Genomic DNA, 19,239 nt, shown 5'->3' on the forward strand with positions numbered 1-19,239 from the left:
ACGGACCGGCGTCAGCGCGCCGCTTCGGCGGCCCTCGCCTCTCCGCGGTGCGGACGCGCCCAGCGCGCGGGCGTGTGCGGCCCGTCCCACACCTGCACGATGCCCCACGCGACCGCGGTGAGCGGCACCGCGAGGACGGCGCCGACGATGCCGCCGAGCACGGTGCCGGCGGTCAACGCGACCAGGATCACGAACGCGTGCAGGTGCATCGACCGCCCCATCAGCACGGGTTGCAGCAGGTTGCCCTCCAGCTGGTTGACGAGGACGACCACGCCGACGACCAGGAGCGCGACGAGCCAGCCGTTCGCGACGAGCGCGACGAGGGCCGCCAGGATGCCCGCGAGCGTCGCCCCGACGATCGGGATGAACGCGAGCAGGAAGACCAGCACGGCCAGCGGCAGCGCGAGCGGTACCTGGAGGATGAGCAGGCCGATGAGGATGCCGATGGCATCCACCGCCGCCACGGTCGCCGTGCCGCGCACGTAGGAGCCGAGCACCGTGACCGTCTTGTCCCCGACGCGCAGCGCGCGCTCGTAGGACTCGCCGCGGAACGGACGCAGCAGGAACGCCCACATCTGCGGGCCGTCCTTGAGGAAGAAGAACAGCATCACGACCATGAGCACGAGTCCCGTGATGAAGTTGGCGACCGCGCTGACGCCCGCCAGCGCCCCGCTGCCGAACTGCGCGCTCGTGACGAAATCGGTGAGCGTCGCGATCCACTCGTCGATCTGGGCGCGGTCGATCTGGAAGGGCAGCGTGTTCGCCCACGCCAAGAGGTCGGAGAACCCGCCCTGTGCCTGCGTGGCCAGCTCGTCCCACTGATCACGGACGGCCCAGACGATCAGCCAGCCGACGGCCGTCAGCACGACGACGATCGCGAGCAGCGTCAGCAGCGTCGCCACGACGGAAGGGACGCCGCGCCGGCGCAGCCAGCTCATGAGCGGGGCGAAGGCCGACGCGAGGATCAGGGCGATCACGAGGGGGATGGTCACGACCGTCAGCTGGCGGATGCCCCAGATCACCCCCGCGGCGAGGGCGACGACGACCAGGATCTGGGCGGCGCGGATCGCGAGCGCCCCGAACGCGTCGGCCCACAGGCTCCACGGCTTGCCGGCCGGGCGCACGGTCACCGCATCGGCGCCGCGCTGGTCGATGCGGACGGTGCGGGAGGTGTCGCGGAACAGGCCCATGCCTCGACCGTAGACGACGGCGGGCGCGCGCACGACGTCACCGTGCCGGCAGCGACCACTCCCGTTCGGTCAGCACGCGGGCGACCGTGAGGCCGATGGCGAGCGCGACCACCACGAACACCGCGGTGGTCGCGTTCTGGATCGCCGCGACCGTGTCGCCGCCGATGACGCCCGCGATGGAGCGGTACGCGGCCGCGCCCGGCACCATGATCAGCACGGCCGGCACGGTGAGGGTCACCCGGGCGGCACGCAGGCGCTCGCCGAACAGATAGGCCCCCAGGCCCACCGCGAGGGCTGCGGCCGCCGCCGCGACGGCCGGGTTCACGTGCGCATCGACGAGCGCCAGCCGTCCGACGTTCGCGACGGCGCCGAGGCTGGCCGCGACCAATGCGATCGCCCACGGCGTCGAGAAGAGCAGCGCGAAGCCGAGGACGCCGACGAAGCCCGCCGCGAGGCGCACGAGCGAGAGGAGCGGCTCGGCGAACTCGGGAGTCGCCACCTGGGTCACCGTCGCATCGAACAGCGTCGCGACGCCCCACACCGCCGTTCCGGTGGCGAGGAGGATCAGTACGGCGTACGTGACGCGGGCGATGCCGGCGTTGAGGTCCAGGCGGGCAAGATCCAGGGCGCCGGTGACGAGCGGGAAGCCCGGCACGAGGTAGAGCACCGCGCTGGTCAGGGCCGCGTCGTGCTGACCGCCCGGCACGCCCGCGGCCACGAAGACCTGTGCGACGGCCAGATAGACGAGCAGGGCCGTCATCGCCGAGGCGAACACCAGCAGGAACTCATTGGTGCGCAGGCGGTGTATGAGCATGCGCACCCACTGACCGGCGGCGGCGGCGATGCCCACCGCGACGAACTCCTGCCAGCCGCCGTTGTTGAGCAGGGCGAACGCGGCGCAGGCGAACGCGGCCGCGAGCACGCGGGTGAGCTCCGCGTAGCGTCGCGGCATCCGTTCGATCCGGCGCAGCTCGTCCTGCAGACCGGACGGGGTGGTGCCGGGCGTCAGCCGCGCCGTCAGCTGCTTGAGGGCGGTCATGCGGTCGGCGTCGACCGCGGGACGCGGCACCTCGGCGACCCGGGTGCGGAAGAGCTGGCCGCGGCCGGTGGTGAGCACGATGTCGGTCATGCCGACGCGGCAGTGCACGTCGTCGATCCCGAGCGCCGCCGCCGCGCGCACCATGCTGTCGCGCACGCGGGCCGACGATGCGCCCGCACCCAGCATGAGGGTGCCCAGGCGCAGCACCGCGTCGGTGCGCGCGATGAACTGCACCGGTTCGAGCGCCAGCTCCTGCGTCGGCGTCGGCTCCGGCGCGGGCGCGGGCGCGTCCGGCTCGTCGGAAGGGGCGGGGACCATGGTCCGATCCTCGCATCGTCGCGGTGCCGCGGCGAGGGGGACGGGCCGGGAGAACGGGCCGCGATTTTCACGGTCGCCGACGGATGGGCGCGGGCGCGAGCGCGCGTATCGTCGGCATCACGGAGGAGGGGAGAGCGTCCCTCACCAGCCGCACCATCGGATCGCATGTCCGGCCGCCGGGACCCGGCGCCGATGCGGGCGACGTGCGGAAGAGCCGGATCCGGCCCGTGCGGTGCTGCGCGGGCCGGATCCGAGCGCCGCCGTCCGCGCGTCCTCAGGCGAGGACGTCGGCGAGGTCGTACGCGCTCACCTGCTCCAGTTGCGCGAAGGTGCACGATCGCGGGTCGCGGTCGGGTCGCCACCGATCGAACTGCACCGTGTGCCGGAAGCGCGCCCCCTCCAGCTGGTCGTAGCGCACCTCGAGCACGCGTTCGGGGCGCAGCCGCACGAAGGAGGTGTCCTTCGCCGCCGAGAAGCGCGAGCGCTCGGTCTCTCCGGTCACCGCCGCGCCCTCGGCATCCGTGACGACGAGCGGCGCCAGCTCGTCGACGAGCTCGCGGCGCCGAGCGTCGCTGAACGCGGACGCGCCGCCCACGTTGCGCAGGGTGCCGGTCTCGTCGTACAGCCCCAGCAGCAGCGAGCCCACGCCCTCGCCGCTCTTGTGGATGCGGTAGCCCACGAGCACGACGTCGGCGGTGCGGGCGTGCTTGATCTTGAACATCGTCCGCTTGCCGGGTGCATACGCACCGGCGAGCGGCTTGGCCACCACGCCGTCCAGGCCCGCACCCTCGAAGCGGGCGAGCCACTGCGTCGCGAGGTCGTGATCGGCCGTGGTCCGGGTGAGGTGCAGGGGCGCGGGAACGCCGGCCAGCAGGTGTTCCAGCTCCGCGCGACGCGTCGAGAACGGCTCGTCCCGCAGATCGCGGTCGCCGCGCGCGAGCAGGTCGAAGGCGATGAACATCGCGGGAGTCTCGGCGCTCAGCAGCGCGACGCGCGAGGCGGCCGGGTGGATGCGCTGCGACAGTGCGTCCCACGACAGGCGGCGCGACCCGTCGGATGCGGTGAGGGCGACGACGATCTCGCCGTCGACCAGGCACGGCTCGGGAAGCAGTTCGGCGCAGGCGGCGACGAGCTCGGGGAAGTAGCGCGTGAGCGGCTTCGCGCCGCGCGAGCCGATCTCGACCTCGGTGCCGTCCCAGGAGATGAGGGCGCGGAAGCCGTCCCATTTCGGCTCGAACGCCAGGCCACCGGGCGTCTTGGTCGGGTCGGGGACGGCCGCGACGGCCTTCGCCAGCATCGGGGCGGGGATCTCGTAGGGCATGGTCCCCATCCTGTCCCTCGGCGCGCGCGGACGACAGAGGCCTCGCGATGACACTCAGTATCACCTAATATGGTTCGCAGTCTCACTGAGTATCGCCCGAACCGAGGAGCCCCCATGGCCGCCGACTACCAGGCCCCCACCGCCGACTACGCCTTCCTGTTCGGTGAGGCGTTCGGCGTCGACATCGTCGCGCGCGCCACCGGCGGGGAGCTGACCGCGGAGGACGGCGCCGACATCGTGGCGGGCGCCGGGGAGTTCGCGGCATCCGTGCTCGCCCCGCTGCAGACGGTCGGCGACCGCGAGGGCGCACGCCTCGTCGACGGCCAGGTCCGGCTGCCCGACGGCTTCGCCCAGGCCTACGCCGCGTTCGTCGAGGCGGGATGGGTCAGCGCGGAGGCGCCGGCCTCGGCGGGGGGCGACGGGCTCCCGGGAGCGGTGCGCGCGGGCCTCGGCGAGATCTGGAACGCGTCGAACGCGGCCTTCGCGCTCTGCTGGCTGCTGACCGCGGGGCAGATCCACGCCCTGGATGCCGCGGCGTCCGACGAGCTGCGCGAGACGTACCTGACCAAGCTGGTGTCGGGGCAGTGGACCGGCACGATGAACCTCACCGAGCCGGCCGCCGGCACCGACCTGGGGGCGATCCGCACGACGGCGACCCCGCGCGGCGACGGCACGTATGCGATCCGCGGGCAGAAGATCTTCATCACCTGGGGCGACCACGACGTGGCCGAGAACATCGTGCACCTCGTGCTGGCGCGCACCCCCGGCGCTCCGGAGGGCGCGAAGGGACTGTCGCTGTTCGTCGCCCCCAAGTACCTCGTCGACGCCGACGGATCGCTCGGTGCCCGCAACGCCGTCACGACCGTCGCGGTCGAGCACAAGCTCGGCATCCACGGCAGCCCGACGTGCGTGCTCTCCTACGAGGACGCCACCGGCTACCTCGTCGGCGAGGTCGGCGGCGGGCTCGCGGGCATGTTCGTCATGATGAACTCCGCACGCATCGCCATGGGGTTCCAGGCGACGGGGATCGCGGACCGCGCCCTGCAGCAGGCGCGCGCATATGCCGCAGACCGCATACAGGGGCGCGTGCTGGGACGCGACGGGGCCGCGCCCATCGCCGAGCACCCCGACGTGCGGCGGCTGCTGCTGTCGATGCGCAGTCAGGTGTTCGCGATGCGCGCCCTCGGCGTGTACGTCGCCGACCTGTTCGACCGCGCCGAGCAGACCGAGGATGCCGACGTGCTCGCGATGGCCGAGTTCTTCGTGCCGATCCTGAAGGGCTGGTCGACCGAGGATGCCGTGGCCCTCACCAGCGACGCGATCCAGGTGCACGGCGGCATGGGCTTCATCGAGGAGACGGGCGTCGCGCAGCACTACCGCGATGCCCGGATCATGCCGATCTACGAGGGCACGACCGCGATCCAGTCGAACGACCTCATCGGCCGCAAGGTCATCCGCAACCAGGGCGCCACGGCGGCCGCGCTGTTCGCCGACATCGAGCGGACGGTCGACGCCCTGCGCGCCGCCGGCGGCGACGTCGCGGCGCGCACGGCCGACCGTCTCGAGCGGGCCGTGGATGCCGCCCGTCGCGCCACCGCGGCGATGGTCGCGTTCGGCTCCTCGCCGCGGGACGCCCACGCCGTCAGCGTGCCGTACCTGATGCTCCTCGGCGTGCTGGCCGGCGGGTGGATGCACGCGCTGGCCGTCGTGGCCGTCGCGGCGCACGAGGGGGCCGACGAGGCGGCGGACGAGGCGGATGCCGCCCGGCTGACGGCCGCCGACTTCTACGGCGCCCACCACCTTCCGCGCGTGCACGCGTTCGCCGAGACGGTCGCCTCCGGCGAGACCGCCTGACCCGCCGCCCGCCCGCCACGCCCCCGGCCGGTCGTTGAGCGAGCGCAGCGAGTCGAAACGCGCCGCGCGTGCGGCATCCCACGCCGGCGTCCCGCGCCGCAACTGCAAGGCCTTCCGTGCGACACGCCGCTCGGGGTGCCACGATCACGGCGCGCCGCGCGGGAGCCCTTGCAGTTCGGGCGGGCGGCTGCGCGCCCCTCGGTCGTTGAGCGAGCGCAGCGAGTCGAAACGCCCCGCGCCCGCGGCATCCCGCCACCCCGCGCCACCGCCCCCGGCGCCGCAACTGCAAGGCCTGCCGGGCGACACGGCGCTCAGGATGCCGCGATCACGGCGCGCCGTCCGCGAGCCCTTGCAGTTCGGGCGGGCCGCCGCGCGCCACCCCGGTCGTTGAGCGAGCGCAGCGAGTCGAAACGCCCCGCGCGTGCCGCATCCCGCGCCCGCACCACCACCCCGGGCATCCCGCGCCCCGTCATCCCGCGCCGCCAAAGCGCCCGCGCCGCAACTGCAAGGCCTGCCGCGAGACTCGCCGCTCGGGATGTCGCGATCACGGCGCGCCGTGCGCGTGCCCTTGCAGTTCGGGCGGGCCGCCGCGTGCACCCCCGGCCGTTGAGCGAGCGCAGCGAGTCGAAACGCCCCGCACGTGCCGCATCCCGAGCCGGCGCATCCCGCATCCCGCCACCCCGCGCCACCACCCCCGGCATCCCGCGCCCGAACCCACCCCGGTATCCGCGCCGCAACTGCAAGGTCTGCCGTGCGACACGCCGCTCAGGATGCCACGATCTCGGCGCGCCGTCCGCGAGCCCTTGCAGTTCGGGCGGGCCGCCGCGTGCACCCCCCCGGTCGTTGAGCGAGCGCAGCGAGTCGAAACGCCCCGCACGCGCCGCATCCCGAGCCGGCGCATCCCGCATCCCGCGCCACCACCCCCGGCATCCCGCGCCCGAACCCACCCCGGCATCCGCGCCGCAACTGCAAGGTCTGCCGTGCGACACGCCGCTCGGGAGGCCGCGATCACGGCGCGCCGCGCGCGAGCCCTTGCAGTTCGGGCGGGCCGCTGAGCCACCGCCCGGTCGTTGAGCGAGCGCAGCGAGTCGAAACGCCCCGCGCGTGCCGCATCCCGCGCCCGCACCACCACCCCGGGCATCCCGCGCCCCGTCACCCCGCGCCGCCAAAGCGCCCGCGCCGCAACTGCAAGGCCTGCCGCGCGACACGCCGCTCGGGATGCCGCGATCACGGCGCGCCGCGCGCGAGCCCTTGCAGTTCGGGCGGGCGGGCGGGCAGGCAGCGCGGGCAGGCAGCGCAGGCGGGCAGGCAGCGCGGGCGGGCAGGCAGGCGGGCAGGCAGTGCGGGCAGGCAGCGCGGGCGGGCAGCGCGCGCGGTCAGAGCTCGTCGCGCAGGCGCCGGACGACCTCGGCCATCGGCATCCGGCGGGGGAACGTCGCGACGACCACGTCGTCGCTCTGCGCCCGCTCGCCGTCGGGATGCACGCCGAAGCGGTGCATGAGCTCGTCGTAGGCGTCGGTGAGGACCGACTCGGGGATGTCTTCGGTGCCGCGCAGGAGCCGGCGCAGTACGTGGTTGTGGACCGCCGTGACGGCCGCCGAGAACGCGACCGCGTCGATCGGGTCGAGGCCGGGCAGGGCCGAGCGCAGGTAGTCGTCGAACAGTCGCTCGTACTGGAAGACGGTTACGATCTCCCGATCGCGCAGCGCCGGCACCTGGCGGACGACCGCGTAGCGGCGGCGCGCGAGCTCCGGCTCGGCCGCGAAGTGGCGGAACACCTCGACCGAGGCGGCGCACGCGGCGGCCCACGGGTTCGTGCCGGCGCCGTGCGTGCCGGTCGCGAGCGACGCGCGCAGGTGCGCGAGGAGGACGTCGTGGTCGCTGAAGACGACGTCGTCCTTGCCTCCGAACTGGCGGAAGAACGTCGAGCGGGAGACCCCCGCGGCCTGCGCGATCTGCTCCACCGACGTCGCCTCGAACCCCTGCGCGACGAAGAGGTCCAGCGCAGCGGCGACGACGGCGTTGCGAGCGGAGGTGGGACTTGCGTCGGTCATGCCCGTGAGCCTAACGCGCCCCCGCCGCTCGCACGTGCGCTGTCAAGCGGGTTGCCCGCGGGCGTCGCGGAGGATTGCGTGGGCACCATGGAATCGCTGTGGCGTCGTGACGCCGACCCCGTCCCCACGACCGCGGGTGCGCCCCGCGCCGCCGACGTCGTGATCGTCGGGGCGGGGTTGACCGGCCTCGTGACCGCCCTGCTGCTGCGCCGAGCCGGGCGCAGCGTGACGGTGGTGGATGCCGCCGGACCCGGCGCCCTGGCCAGCGGGGGCAACACCGGCAAGCTGTCGCTGCTGCAGGGGAGCGTGCTGTCCCGCCTGCGCGCCCACCATCCGGTCGGTCTGGCACGCGCGTACGTCGACGCGAACCGCGAGGGCGCCGCGTGGATCATCGCGTTCGCCGACGCCGAAGGCGTCCCATATACGCGTCGCACGGCGTACTCCTACGCGCAGGGACGCGCCGGCGCGGCGATCGTCGCCGACGAGGCCGCCGCGGCCAGCGCCGCCGGGCTCGCCGTGCGGCGGGGACGTCCGCCCGCGGGGGAGGCGGTGCCGTTTCCGCTGGTGGATGCCGTCGCTCTCGACGACCAGGTCGCGATCGATCCGTATGCGCTCGTGCGCGCGCTGACGGTGCGCCTGCTCGCGGAGGGCGGGGCGGTGCACACCGGCATCCGTGCCACTGGGGTGCGTGTGTTCCCGCGGGTGCGGGTGCTGACGGATGCCGGTGACATCGCGGCCGGGCACATCGTGCTGGCCACGGGCACGCCGATCGTCGACCGCGGCCTCACGTTCGCCAAGACCCGCGGGCTGCGCAGCTACGCCGTCGCGTTCGCGGTGCCCGGCGAGGTCCCCGACGGCCTGTACCTGTCGGTCGACGGGCCGACCCGCTCGCTCCGATCGGTGACCGCCTCCGACGGTCCCGCCGGTGCGCGGCTGGTGGTGGGCGGCGAGGGGCACCCGGTCGGGCGGGAGCCGTCGGAGAGCGCGGCCGTCGGCGAGCTGGTCTCGTGGACCCGCGCGCACTTCCCCGGCGCGGAGCCCGTCACGTGGTGGTCGGCCCAGGACTACGAGTCCCACAATCTGATCCCCTTCATCGGGCATCTGCCCCGCGGGGGCGGTCGCGTCTCGTTCGCGACCGGCTACGGCAAATGGGGGCTCGCGCTCGCGCCGGCCGCCGCGCTGCGGCTCGCCGCGGAGATCACGGACGTCCCGTGGCGGGAGCGCTCGCCCTGGATGCGGACCTTCGGCACGCGGCTGACGGTGCCCGCCGACCTCGCCCGCGGCGGACGGGAGAACGCCGAGGTCGCGCGACTCGCGGCATCCGGCTGGATCGACGCCGAACGACGCTCCGCGCCGGTGCCGCGCCCGCCCGAGGGCCAGGGCGTCGTCACTTCCCGCGGCGGCGTTCCCGTCGGTGTCTCGACGGTGCGCGGCCGCACCCGCGCGGTGCGCGCGGTCTGTCCCCACCTCGGCGGCGTCCTGACGTGGAACGACGCGGACTGCACGTGGGACTGCCCGCTGCACGCCTCGCGCTTCACCCCCGACGGCACGCGGATCGAGGGGCCGGCCGTGACCGATCTGCCGACCGAACCGCGCCGGTCGCGACGCCGCGCCGACGGCGATCGCGGGCACCTGCGAGAGGAGTGACGTGGGCTCCGCGCGGTCGGAGCTCTTCGGCGCGTCGACTAAGCTGGGGGATCGGTCGATCTCTCGATATCGAGATTGTTTCGGCACTTTTGTTCCGATACCGAGAACCCTTCGGCACGACACCCACTGACGCCCAGCGAAGGATTGCACGTGGATCTGTACGAGTACCAGGCACGAGACCTGTTCGAGAAGTACGAGGTGCCGGTGCTCCCCGGCATCATCGCCGACACTCCTGAGGAGGCGAAGGCGGCGGCCGAGAAGCTCGGCGGCGTCGTGGTCGTCAAGGCTCAGGTCAAGACCGGAGGCCGCGGCAAGGCCGGCGGCGTCAAGGTCGCGAAGACCCCCGACGACGCGTACGAAGCCGCCGAGGCCATCCTGGGCCTGGACATCAAGGGCCACGTCGTCAAGCGCGTGATGGTCGCCGCGGGCGCCCAGATCGAGAAGGAGTTCTACTTCTCGGTGCTGCTGGACCGCGCCAACCGCTCGTACCTGAGCCTGTGCTCGGTCGAGGGCGGTATGGAGATCGAGCAGCTCGCCGTCGAGAAGCCCGAGGCCCTCGCCAAGGTCGAGGTCGACCCGCTGACCGGCATCGACGCCGCGAAGGCGCTCGAGATCGCCAAGGCCGGCGGCTTCGACGACGAGCTGGCGCCGAAGGTCGCCGACGTCTTCGTCAAGCTCTACGACGTGTACACCGGTGAGGGTGCCACCCTGGTCGAGGTGAACCCGCTCATCCAGGATGCCGCGGGCAACATCATCGCCCTCGACGGCAAGGTGTCGCTCGACGACAACGCCACCGAGGTGCGCCACCCCGAGCACGAGGAGCTCGAGGACAAGGACGCGGCCGACCCGCTCGAGGCGAAGGCCAAGGCCTCCGGCCTCAACTACGTCAAGCTCGACGGCCAGGTCGGCATCATCGGCAACGGCGCGGGCCTGGTCATGTCGACCCTCGACGTCGTCGCCTACGCCGGCGAGAACCACGGCGGCGTGAAGCCCGCCAACTTCCTCGACATCGGCGGCGGCGCCTCGGCGACCGTCATGGCCGCGGGCCTGGACGTCATCCTCGGCGACCCGCAGGTGAAGTCGGTGTTCGTCAACGTCTTCGGCGGCATCACCTCGTGCGTGGCCGTCGCGGAGGGCATCGTCAAGGCGCTCGAGATCCTCGGCGACGCGGCCACCAAGCCGCTGGTCGTCCGCCTCGACGGCAACCAGGTCGAGGAGGGCCGCGCCATCCTCGCCGCCGCGAACAACCCGCTCGTGACCCTCGCCGCGGGCATGGATGAGGGCGCCGACAAGGCCGCCGAGCTGGCCGACGCCACCGCCACCGCCTGAGCGCCGACGAGAACAGGACTGCAGAGAAATGTCTATCTACCTCAACAAGGACTCCAAGGTCATCGTCCAGGGCATCACCGGCGGTGAGGGCACCAAGCACACCGCGCTGATGCTGAAGGCGGGCACCAACGTCGTCGGCGGTGTCAACGCGCGCAAGGCCGGCACGACCGTCTCGCACGTCGACAAGGACGGCAACACCGTCGAGCTGCCCGTCTTCGCGTCGGTCGCCGAGGCCATCGCCGCCACCGGCGCCGACGTGTCGATCGCGTTCGTGCCGCCGGCGTTCACGAAGGACGCGATGGTCGAGGCCATCGACACCGAGATCCCGCTCCTCGTCGTCATCACCGAGGGCGTCCCCGTCGGCGACACCGCCGAGGCGTGGGCGTACGCCAAGAGCAAGGGCAACAAGACCCGCATCATCGGTCCGAACTGCCCCGGCATCATCACCCCCGGCGAGGCGCTCGTGGGCATCACGCCGGCGAACATCACGGGCAAGGGCCCCATCGGCCTCGTGTCGAAGTCGGGCACCCTGACCTACCAGATGATGTTCGAGCTGCGCGACCTGGGCTTCTCCACGGCCATCGGCATCGGCGGCGACCCCATCATCGGCACGACGCACATCGACGCGCTCGCCGCGTTCGAGGCTGACCCCGAGACCAAGGCGATCGTCATGATCGGCGAGATCGGCGGCGACGCCGAGGAGCGCGCGGCCGAGTTCATCAAGGCGAACGTCACCAAGCCGGTCGTCGGCTACGTCGCGGGCTTCACGGCTCCCGAGGGCAAGACGATGGGCCACGCCGGCGCGATCGTCTCCGGCTCGGCGGGCACCGCGCAGGCCAAGAAGGAGGCCCTCGAGGCCGCCGGCGTCAAGGTCGGCAAGACGCCGTCCGAGACCGCCGCCCTCATGCGGGAGATCATCGAGACGCTCTGACGCCTCGCGTAGGAGAAGGGGGTGGATGCCGCAGCATCCACCCCCTTCTCCATCTCCATCCCCGCGAGCCGCTATTCCGCGTGCGACCCGCCACGCGGCGGCCCGCCCGCGCGATAGCGGCTCGCCCGGGGCGTAGCGGCTCGCGAGGGAGGGGTCAGGTCAGGAGGAGCTCGATGGGGCCGCGGGCGAAGTAGATCAGGAAGCCGGCGGCGACCACCCACAGCAGGGGGCTGATCTGCCGCGCCTTGCCGGAGAGCGAACGCACGACCACCCAGCTGATGAAGCCCGCGCCGATGCCGTTGGCGATCGAGTACGTCATCGGCATGACCGACACCGTCAGGAACACCGGCAGCAGCACGCTGAAGTCGCTGAGGTCGATGTGCTTGACCTGCGCCATCATCATCGCGCCGACGATCACGAGGGCCGCGGCGGCGACCTCGGTCGGCACGATCGAGGTGAGGGGCGTGAAGAACATCGCCAGCAGGAACACGAGTCCGGTGACGACGTTGGCGAGGCCCGTGCGGGCGCCCTCGCCGATGCCGGACCCCGACTCGATGAACACCGTGGCCGACGATGAGGAGGTCGCGCCTCCCACGACGGCGCCGACGCCTTCGACCACGAGCGCGGACTTGATGCGGGGGAAGTCGCCCTTCTCGTCGGCGAGCCCGGCCTCTTTGGCGAGACCGGTCATGGTGCCCATCGCGTCGAAGAAGTTCGAGAACACCAGCGTGAACACGAGCATGACGAGGGCCACGACGCCGACCTTGCCGACGTCGAATCCGAAATCGACCGCGCCCAGGAGGCTCAGATCGGGAACGCTCACCGGCGACCCGGTCAGCGCCGGGATCGTCAGACCCCAGCCGCCGGGGTGATCCGTCGCCGAGCCGAGGTGCCAGATCGCCTCGATGATCACCGAGACGACCGTCCCGCCCACGAGGCCGATCAGCATCCCGCCCTTGACCTTGCGGGCCACCAGCACGCCGGTGGCCAGCAGCGTCAGCACGAACATCAGCGTCGGCACCGACGCGACCGAGCCGCCGATGCCGAGTCCGACGGGCGGGGAGTTCGAGCCCGTCGCCGTGACGAAGCCCGAGTTGACGAACCCGATGAACGCGATGAACAGGCCGATCGCGACCGTGATCGCGAGCTTCAGCTGCACCGGGACGGCGTCGAAGATGAGCTTTCGCAGCCCCGTCGCCGCCAGCAGCACGATGATGACGCCGTTGATCATCACGAGGGCCATCGCCTCGGGCCACGTCACCTCGTGGATGACGCTGAAGGCGAGGAACGCGTTGATCCCGAGCCCGGCCGCGAACGCGAACGGCAGCCGGGTGATGAGGCCGAAGAGGATCGTCATGACGCCGGCGGTCAGCGCCGTGGCGGCCCCCACGGCGGAGAACGCGAGCTCGTTGCCGGCGATGTCGGCCTTGCCCGACAGGATGATCGGATTCAGGATGACGATGTACGCCATCGTCACGAAGGTGACCAGTCCGCCGCGGATCTCACCGCCGATCGTGGAGCCTCGTCGGGTGATCTCGAAGAAGCGGTCGAGTGCGCCGGTGGGCTCGGCGGGGGTGGGGCGGGCGGCGGACGAGGGTGTAGCGGGCATGGATCCTCCATCCAGAACCGTAGTGGATGCCGCCGCCCCGGCATCCCGCGCGTCCACCCGACGCACATGGTCGGGGTGGGTAGGGTCGAACGCGCATGAACCGCCTGCTCGTCCTCCTCCTCTCCGCCGTCGATGCCCTCATCGCGGCGGCCGTCGGCGTCGCCGTCGTCTTGGCGCCCCTCACCGTCTTCTGGGTCGTGGGGCTCGGCGGGACGGCGGACTGGGGCGCGCTGTGGCCCGCGGCCGTGCGCATCTGGCAACTGGGCCACTTCGTTCCGCTGCACGTCGTGCTGGGAGACGAGTACCTCGTCGCGGCCGGCATCCCCGCCCAGGCGGCGACCTTCGTCGTCTCCCTCGCCCCGCTCGCGCTCGCGACCTTCACCGCCGTGTTCGCGGCGCGCTCGGGCATCCGGGCGGCGCGCTCCGGGTCGTGGCCCGTCGGCGTCGCCGCGGGATCGGGGGTCACCCTGCTGCTGACGGCCGCGCTGTGGGCGACCTCGCGCACCCCGGTCGCGGCGGTCTACGGCTGGCAGGCGCTCCTGCTGCCGACGCTCGTCTTCGCCGTCCCCGCACTGCTCGGCGCCCTCGTCGAGGCGTGGCGCGGCGGCGACGACGGACTCGTGGATGCCGTGCGGGACCGGATCGACGGCGCCGACCCGCGCCGGGGCCATCCGTGGGTCGCCGCCGTCGCGGCATCCGCCCGCGGCACCGGCATCGCGGTGACGGGACTCGTCGCCGTCGGCGCGCTGCTGGTCGCCGTCGCGGCGATCGCGCGCGGCGGTCAGGTCGTCTCGCTGTTCGAGGCGGCACACGTCGACGCGGTCGGCGGCGGCGTGCTCGCCCTGGGGCAGCTGGCCTATCTGCCCACGCTGATCGTCTGGGGCGCCGCGTTCGCGGCCGGTCCGGGCTTCGCCGTCGGTGCGGGCACCGCGGTCTCGCCGGCCGGCACGACACTGGGCGTGGTGCCCGGCCTGCCCGTGCTGGGTCTGGTCCCGGAGGGCTCGACGCCGTGGCTGTTCGCCCTCGTGCTCCTCGTCGTCGGCATCGGGTTCGTGGCCGGCGCGGCGGCGCGGGCGCGCCTCGCCGCCGACGGGGTCGCCGCCTCCGGCTCCGACTCCGCACCGGTGCGGCTGGCGGTGCTGGTCGCCGTGGTCGTCCTCGCCGCGGCCGCCGCGGCCCTCCTCGCGGCCTGCGCCTCGGGGGCGATCGGCCCCGGACGCCTCGACGAGGTCGGTCCCGCGGCCGGCCCGTTCGCGTTCACGGTGGGCGTCGAGGTCGCGGTCGGCGCCGCCATCGCGCTGTTCTCGCCGGCCCGCTCCCGAGAGGCCGCCGTCGCGCCGGTAGACTGACCGGGTGCTGACGGTCGCCGTTCTCATCTCGGGCACCGGCTCCAATCTCCGGGCCCTCCTCGAGGCCGCCGCCGACCCCGATTTCCCCGCGCGCGTCGTCGTCGTCGGGGCGGACCGCCAGGCCGACGGCTTCGCCCACGCGGAGGCTTTCGGCATCCCCACCTTCCTCGTGCCCTTCCGCGAGTTCGAGACCCGCGAGCACTGGGGAGAGGAGCTCGATCGTCAGCTCCGCGTCTGGAACCCCGACCTCGTGGTGCTCAGCGGACTGATGCGGCTGCTTCCGGCCGCCGTCGTCGACGCGTGGTCGCCGCGGCTCATCAACACGCATCCCGCCTTCCTGCCGGAGTTCCCGGGGGCACACGGCGTGCGCGACGCGCTCGCGGCCGGCGTCGCGCAGACCGGCGCCAGCGTCATCGTCGTCGACAACGGCGTGGACACGGGCCCGATCCTCGCGCAGGAGCGCGTCGCCGTCCTGCCCGACGACACCGAGCACACACTCCACGAGCGCATCAAGCCGGTCGAGCGGCGGCTGCTCATCGATGTCGTCCGCGCCATCGCCCGCGGGGAGCTCGAGCTCTCCGCGGTCCCCTCGTCCTGACAGATCCGAACCCGATCCACACCGAACACTGGAGCCCTGCATGGCCGGTCCTGCCGTCGATCCCGCCCTCTACCGATCCCGTGACCTCGTCCCCGTGCGGCGCGCGCTCATCTCCGTGAGCGACAAGACCGGTCTGCTGCCGCTGGCCCAGGCGCTGGATGCCGCCGGCGTCGAGATCGTGTCGACCGGCGGATCGGCTGCGCTGCTGCGCGACGCCGGCATCACGGTCAAGGACGTGGCGGAGGTCACCGGGTTCCCGGAGTCGCTCGGCGGCCGCGTGAAGACGCTCCACCCGAGCGTGCACGCGGGGCTGCTGGCCGACCTCCGCCTCGAAGACCACGAGGAGCAGCTGGGAGCGCTCGGCATCCTGCCCTTCGAGCTCGTCGTCGTGAACCTCTACCCGTTCGTGGAGACGGTCGCCTCGGGCGCCGTCGGCGACGCCGTCGTCGAGCAGATCGACATCGGCGGCCCGGCGATGGTGCGCGCCTCGGCCAAGAACTACGCCAACGTCGCGATCGCCGTCTCGCCCGAGTCGTATCCCGCGATCGTCGAGGCGCTGGATGCCGGCGGCACCTCGCTCGCGCAGCGGCGGGAGCTCGCCGCGCGCGCGTTCGCCCACACGGCGGCCTACGACCGGGCGGTGGCGACGTGGTTCGCCGAGGAGACCCTCGAGGCCGAGGGCGAGCTGCCGCAGCACCTGACCATCAAGGCCGAGCGCCTGGCGACCCTGCGCTACGGGGAGAACTCGCACCAGCGCGCCGCGATGTACACGCGTGCCGGTGCCCACGGCATCGCGCAGGCGGAGCAGCTGCAGGGCAAGGAGATGTCGTACAACAACTACGTCGACGCCGATGCGGCGCTGCGTGCCGCGTTCGACATGGTCAAGCCCGCCGTCGCGATCATCAAGCACGCCAACCCGTGCGGCATCGCGGTGGCGGCGCCCAACGCGCTGGATCCCATCGCGTCGGCGCATCTGCGCGCCCACGAGTGCGACCCGGTCTCGGCGTTCGGCGGCGTCATCGCGGCCAACCGTACGGTCACGCTGAAGATGGCGGAGAACCTGCGCGACATCTTCACCGAGGTGATCGTCGCCCCCGACTTCGAGCCCGAGGCGCTGGAGGTCTTCAAGCTCAAGAAGAACCTGCGCGTGCTGCGCCTGCCGGCCGACTGGCGCCAGGAGCCCATGGACGTCCGGCTGCTGTCGGGCGGACTGCTGCTGCAGGACGCGGACCGCTTCCCCGACGACATCGAGTCGGTCGCGAAGAACTGGGAGCTCGTCTCCGGTGAGCGTCCCGACAGCCCCGAGGAGATGGAGAGCCTCATCTTCGCGTGGAAGGCCTGCCGCGCCGTGAAGTCGAACGCCATCGTGCTCGCCCAGGGCCTCGCGACGGTCGGCATCGGCATGGGCCAGGTCAACCGGGTCGACTCGTGCCGCCTGGCCGTCGAGCGCGCCGGCGACCGCGCGGCCGGCTCGGTCGCCGCATCCGACGCGTTCTTCCCGTTCGCCGACGGTCCGCAGGTGCTCATCGACGCCGGCATCCGCACCATCGTGCAGCCGGGCGGCTCGGTGCGCGACCAGGAAGTGGTCGACGCGGCCCGGGCGGCCGGGGTGACGATGTTCTTCACGGGGGAGCGCCACTTCTTCCACTGAGCGGCGCCGCCTCCGTCTGCCGGCACCGCCCGCCGACGCGGCTCCGAATCGATCGGATCCGTTCTCGCGATTCGCGCCGCGTCCGGCCACCATGGGTGTCATGGAAGACGTCGGGGCGCGCGTCCGCGAGGGGCGGAGCCCGTCCGCGCGCGAAGCGCGGCGCGTGCTCGCGACCGTCTGCGGAGCGCTCGCGCTCATCTCGATCGACGTCACCGTGCTGCACGTCGCCGCCCCGACCATCGCTCGCGAGCTGCACGCGGACGACGCGGAGCTGTTGTGGATCATCGATGCCTTCCCGTTCGTGATCGCACCGCTGCTGCTGTCGGCCGGCGTGCTCAGCGATCGGTACGGGCGTCGGCTGTTCCTGATGGCCGGGATGAGCGTGTTCATCCTCGGCTCCGCTCTCGGAGCTTTCGCGTGGACGCCCGCCGCGCTCATCGCGGCGCGCGTGGTCATGGCCATCGGCGCCGCCGCGGTGCTTCCGCCGACGATGTCGCTGCTGCGCGTCGCCTATCCGGATCGGGAGCGGCGGGTGCGTGCCGTGGCGATCTGGTCGATGTCCTCGGCGGCCGCCGCCGCGGCGGGGCCCGTCATCGGCGGGTTCATCGTCGAGCACAGCTGGTGGGGTGGGGTGTTCCTCATCAACGTGCCGCTCGGCGGCCTCGTCGTCGTCGCGGCCGCCGTCTGGGTGACGGAGTCGCGGTCCGACCGCCCGGGCAGCGCCGACCTGGGCAGCCAGGGCCTCGCGATCGCCGCGGTGCTGACGGCGGCCGTCGCCGCGAACAGCCTGGCCGAGCACCACGTCGAGGTCTTCATCGGCGGGATGCTGGTCGCGGTCGCGTCGGGGTGGGCCTTCGTCGCCCGACAGCGACGGCTCCGACGCCGCGGCGAGCAGCCCATGCTCGACGTCGCGCTGTTTCGCAACACGGCTTTCTCCGCGGGCCTCGTCGCCATCGCCGTGGCGATGTTCGCCCTCGTCGGGCTGGAGCTGCAGTTCGCCCGCTACCTGCAGCTCGAACGCGGGCTCACGCCGTTGCACGCCGCCGTCGCCCTCGTGCCGCTGGCGCTGGCGACCATCGTCGGCGCGTTCCTCTCGCCGCGGGTCCTCCGGCGATGGGGACATCGCACGGCCCTCACCGCCACCTTCGTCCTCGCCGGCGGGGCGTTGGCAGCGCTGGCGCTCTGGGGTGAACCCCTAGACCTCGCCGTGTTCGCGGTGTCGACGGCGCTGGCCGGGCTCAGCATCGAGATCTCCGCCGTCGCCGCCAACGACCTCATCATCTCCTCCGCCGGCGTGCACGAGGTCGGTGGAGCCGCCGCACTGGAGGAGATCTCGTACGATCTCGGCGGCGGGTTCGGAACCGCCCTTCTCGGCGCCGTCGCCCTGACCGGTGCCAGCGCATCCGACGGCTTCCACACCGCCGTGATGACCTCCGCCGTGCTCCTGATCGGCGCCGGCATCGCCGCGGCCGGGGTGCTGCGTCGACCGCGCACGACCCCGTGAGCCCGCGCGGGGCGACGGGGCGGCACGCGCCGGGCGCGTCGGACTCGTCCGGTGGGAGGATGGAGGCCCGCGGCGCGGCGGGTTCGCGTCGTGCACGCGTGTGCGGGCGGTCGAGGAGGGATGGGGCGATGATCATCGACAGACCGACGGGCAGCTTCGACGGCGCCGACGACGCGAGCGAGCTGTCGTCCTTGACCGCGACGTGGGGTGACCTCTGGGCAGACACCGAGCCCGCCGGGGATGCGCTCCGACGCGCGTATCCCGATCGCTGGATTCGGTTCCACACCCTGCCGGACGGCGCGCGGCCGGCGGCCGACGAGGACGATCGCGCGGAAGTGCGTCGTCGGCAGCAGGAGGTGCTCTCGTACCTCTTGCGCGGGGAGCCCTCCGCCGGCCTGGTCGCGATCGCCGAGGACTGGGGCGCGCCCGACGCGGCGGCCGGGTGGAGCGCGGCGACACTGCCGGCGCGACGGGCCTGGCGGCGGGGGCTGCCCCCCGATCCCACGACGGGCGACACGGTCGGCTTCTTCTGGGCAGACACCACTGTGCGCCGTGACCGCGCGGACCTGCTGCTCGAGCTCGCGGCGACGGGCGACGCCCATGTCGTGATCGCGATGCCGCACCTCGCGTGGCTGCTCGCGCCGTACGACGGCGGGATCGATGTGTTCCTGATCGACCCGCAGCGGCGGGAGTCGCTTCGGGCGTACGGTGCCCGGTGGCTCTCGCCCCGACCGGACGGCTTGTGACGCCGCGGTCTCGCCGGTGGCCGGCGCCGTCGCGGCGGCGCCGCGGCCGGCCGCTAGAGTGAGGGAACTTGGGGAGGGAATGCGCATGTCGGGTGCGAG

General features: G+C 72.9%; 14 protein-coding genes. 9 read left to right on the forward strand and 5 right to left on the reverse strand.

Annotated elements, in window-relative coordinates; all coding sequences use genetic code 11:
* Window positions 1–11: 11 nt before the first annotated feature.
* From AC6CQV_RS01725 to AC6CQV_RS01735, 3 genes are all read right to left on the reverse strand, one after another.
* A complete protein-coding gene (locus AC6CQV_RS01725; RefSeq protein WP_060959785.1) occupies window positions 12–1,190 on the reverse strand; it encodes an AI-2E family transporter in 1,179 nt (392 codons plus the stop codon).
* Between the two features lie 37 nt (window positions 1,191–1,227).
* Complete coding sequence (locus tag AC6CQV_RS01730; protein ID WP_061781858.1) at window positions 1,228–2,547, reverse strand: threonine/serine exporter family protein; 1,320 nt, start codon at window positions 2,545–2,547, stop codon at window positions 1,228–1,230.
* Between the two features lie 274 nt (window positions 2,548–2,821).
* The gene (locus tag AC6CQV_RS01735; protein WP_498260092.1) at window positions 2,822–3,868 is read right to left on the reverse strand and encodes an ATP-dependent DNA ligase; all 1,047 of its coding nucleotides are present in this window, start codon (window positions 3,866–3,868) and stop codon (window positions 2,822–2,824) included.
* Window positions 3,869–3,982: 114 nt separating this feature from the next.
* Here AC6CQV_RS01735 and AC6CQV_RS01740 point away from each other — a divergent pair, with 114 nt between their 5' ends.
* Entirely contained in the window at window positions 3,983–5,722 is a 1,740-nt protein-coding gene (locus AC6CQV_RS01740) for an acyl-CoA dehydrogenase family protein (RefSeq protein ID WP_498260093.1), read from the forward strand.
* Between the two features lie 1,376 nt (window positions 5,723–7,098).
* Here AC6CQV_RS01740 and AC6CQV_RS01745 read toward each other — a convergent pair.
* Window positions 7,099–7,776 (reverse strand): TetR/AcrR family transcriptional regulator, encoded by a 678-nt coding sequence (locus tag AC6CQV_RS01745; protein WP_061781856.1) that lies wholly within the window; start codon window positions 7,774–7,776, stop codon window positions 7,099–7,101.
* Between the two features lie 87 nt (window positions 7,777–7,863).
* Between AC6CQV_RS01745 and AC6CQV_RS01750 the strand changes: the two genes are divergently transcribed.
* The 3 genes from AC6CQV_RS01750 (at window position 7,864) to sucD (ending at window position 11,683) form a co-directional block, all read left to right on the forward strand.
* On the forward strand, window positions 7,864–9,423 hold the full coding sequence (locus AC6CQV_RS01750) for an FAD-dependent oxidoreductase (protein WP_498260708.1): 1,560 nt from the start codon (window positions 7,864–7,866) through the stop codon (window positions 9,421–9,423).
* Between the two features lie 150 nt (window positions 9,424–9,573).
* Entirely contained in the window at window positions 9,574–10,752 is a 1,179-nt protein-coding gene (gene sucC, locus AC6CQV_RS01755) for an ADP-forming succinate--CoA ligase subunit beta (protein WP_060960723.1), read from the forward strand.
* A gap of 28 nt (window positions 10,753–10,780) precedes the next feature.
* Window positions 10,781–11,683 carry a succinate--CoA ligase subunit alpha gene (gene sucD / locus AC6CQV_RS01760; protein WP_060960724.1) on the forward strand — a complete coding sequence of 301 codons (903 nt, stop codon included), beginning with the start codon at window positions 10,781–10,783 and terminating at the stop codon, window positions 11,681–11,683.
* A gap of 154 nt (window positions 11,684–11,837) precedes the next feature.
* Here sucD and AC6CQV_RS01765 read toward each other — a convergent pair whose 3' ends face one another.
* On the reverse strand, window positions 11,838–13,292 hold the full coding sequence (locus tag AC6CQV_RS01765; protein ID WP_060960725.1) for an NCS2 family permease: 1,455 nt from the start codon (window positions 13,290–13,292) through the stop codon (window positions 11,838–11,840).
* A 95-nt stretch (window positions 13,293–13,387) separates the two neighbouring features.
* Here AC6CQV_RS01765 and AC6CQV_RS01770 point away from each other — a divergent pair, with 95 nt between their 5' ends.
* The 5 genes from AC6CQV_RS01770 (at window position 13,388) to AC6CQV_RS01790 (ending at window position 19,140) form a co-directional block, all read left to right on the forward strand.
* Window positions 13,388–14,641, forward strand: coding sequence for a cell division protein PerM (locus tag AC6CQV_RS01770; RefSeq protein WP_498260094.1), 1,254 nt, complete (start codon window positions 13,388–13,390; stop codon window positions 14,639–14,641).
* Between the two features lie 4 nt (window positions 14,642–14,645).
* A complete protein-coding gene (purN, locus tag AC6CQV_RS01775; protein WP_061781853.1) occupies window positions 14,646–15,239 on the forward strand; it encodes a phosphoribosylglycinamide formyltransferase in 594 nt (197 codons plus the stop codon).
* Window positions 15,240–15,279: 40 nt separating this feature from the next.
* Entirely contained in the window at window positions 15,280–16,890 is a 1,611-nt protein-coding gene (purH, locus tag AC6CQV_RS01780; protein ID WP_498260095.1) for a bifunctional phosphoribosylaminoimidazolecarboxamide formyltransferase/IMP cyclohydrolase, read from the forward strand.
* 100 nt (window positions 16,891–16,990) lie between these two features.
* Window positions 16,991–18,394: an MFS transporter gene (locus AC6CQV_RS01785; protein ID WP_498260096.1), complete on the forward strand. Its 1,404-nt coding sequence runs from the start codon at window positions 16,991–16,993 to the stop codon at window positions 18,392–18,394.
* Between the two features lie 128 nt (window positions 18,395–18,522).
* Window positions 18,523–19,140, forward strand: a complete 618-nt coding sequence (locus AC6CQV_RS01790) for a DUF3885 domain-containing protein (protein WP_498260097.1) — start codon at window positions 18,523–18,525, stop codon at window positions 19,138–19,140.
* Window positions 19,141–19,239: the final 99 nt, after the last annotated feature.

The sequence above is a fragment of the Microbacterium sp. EG9 genome, from assembly GCF_059759475.1.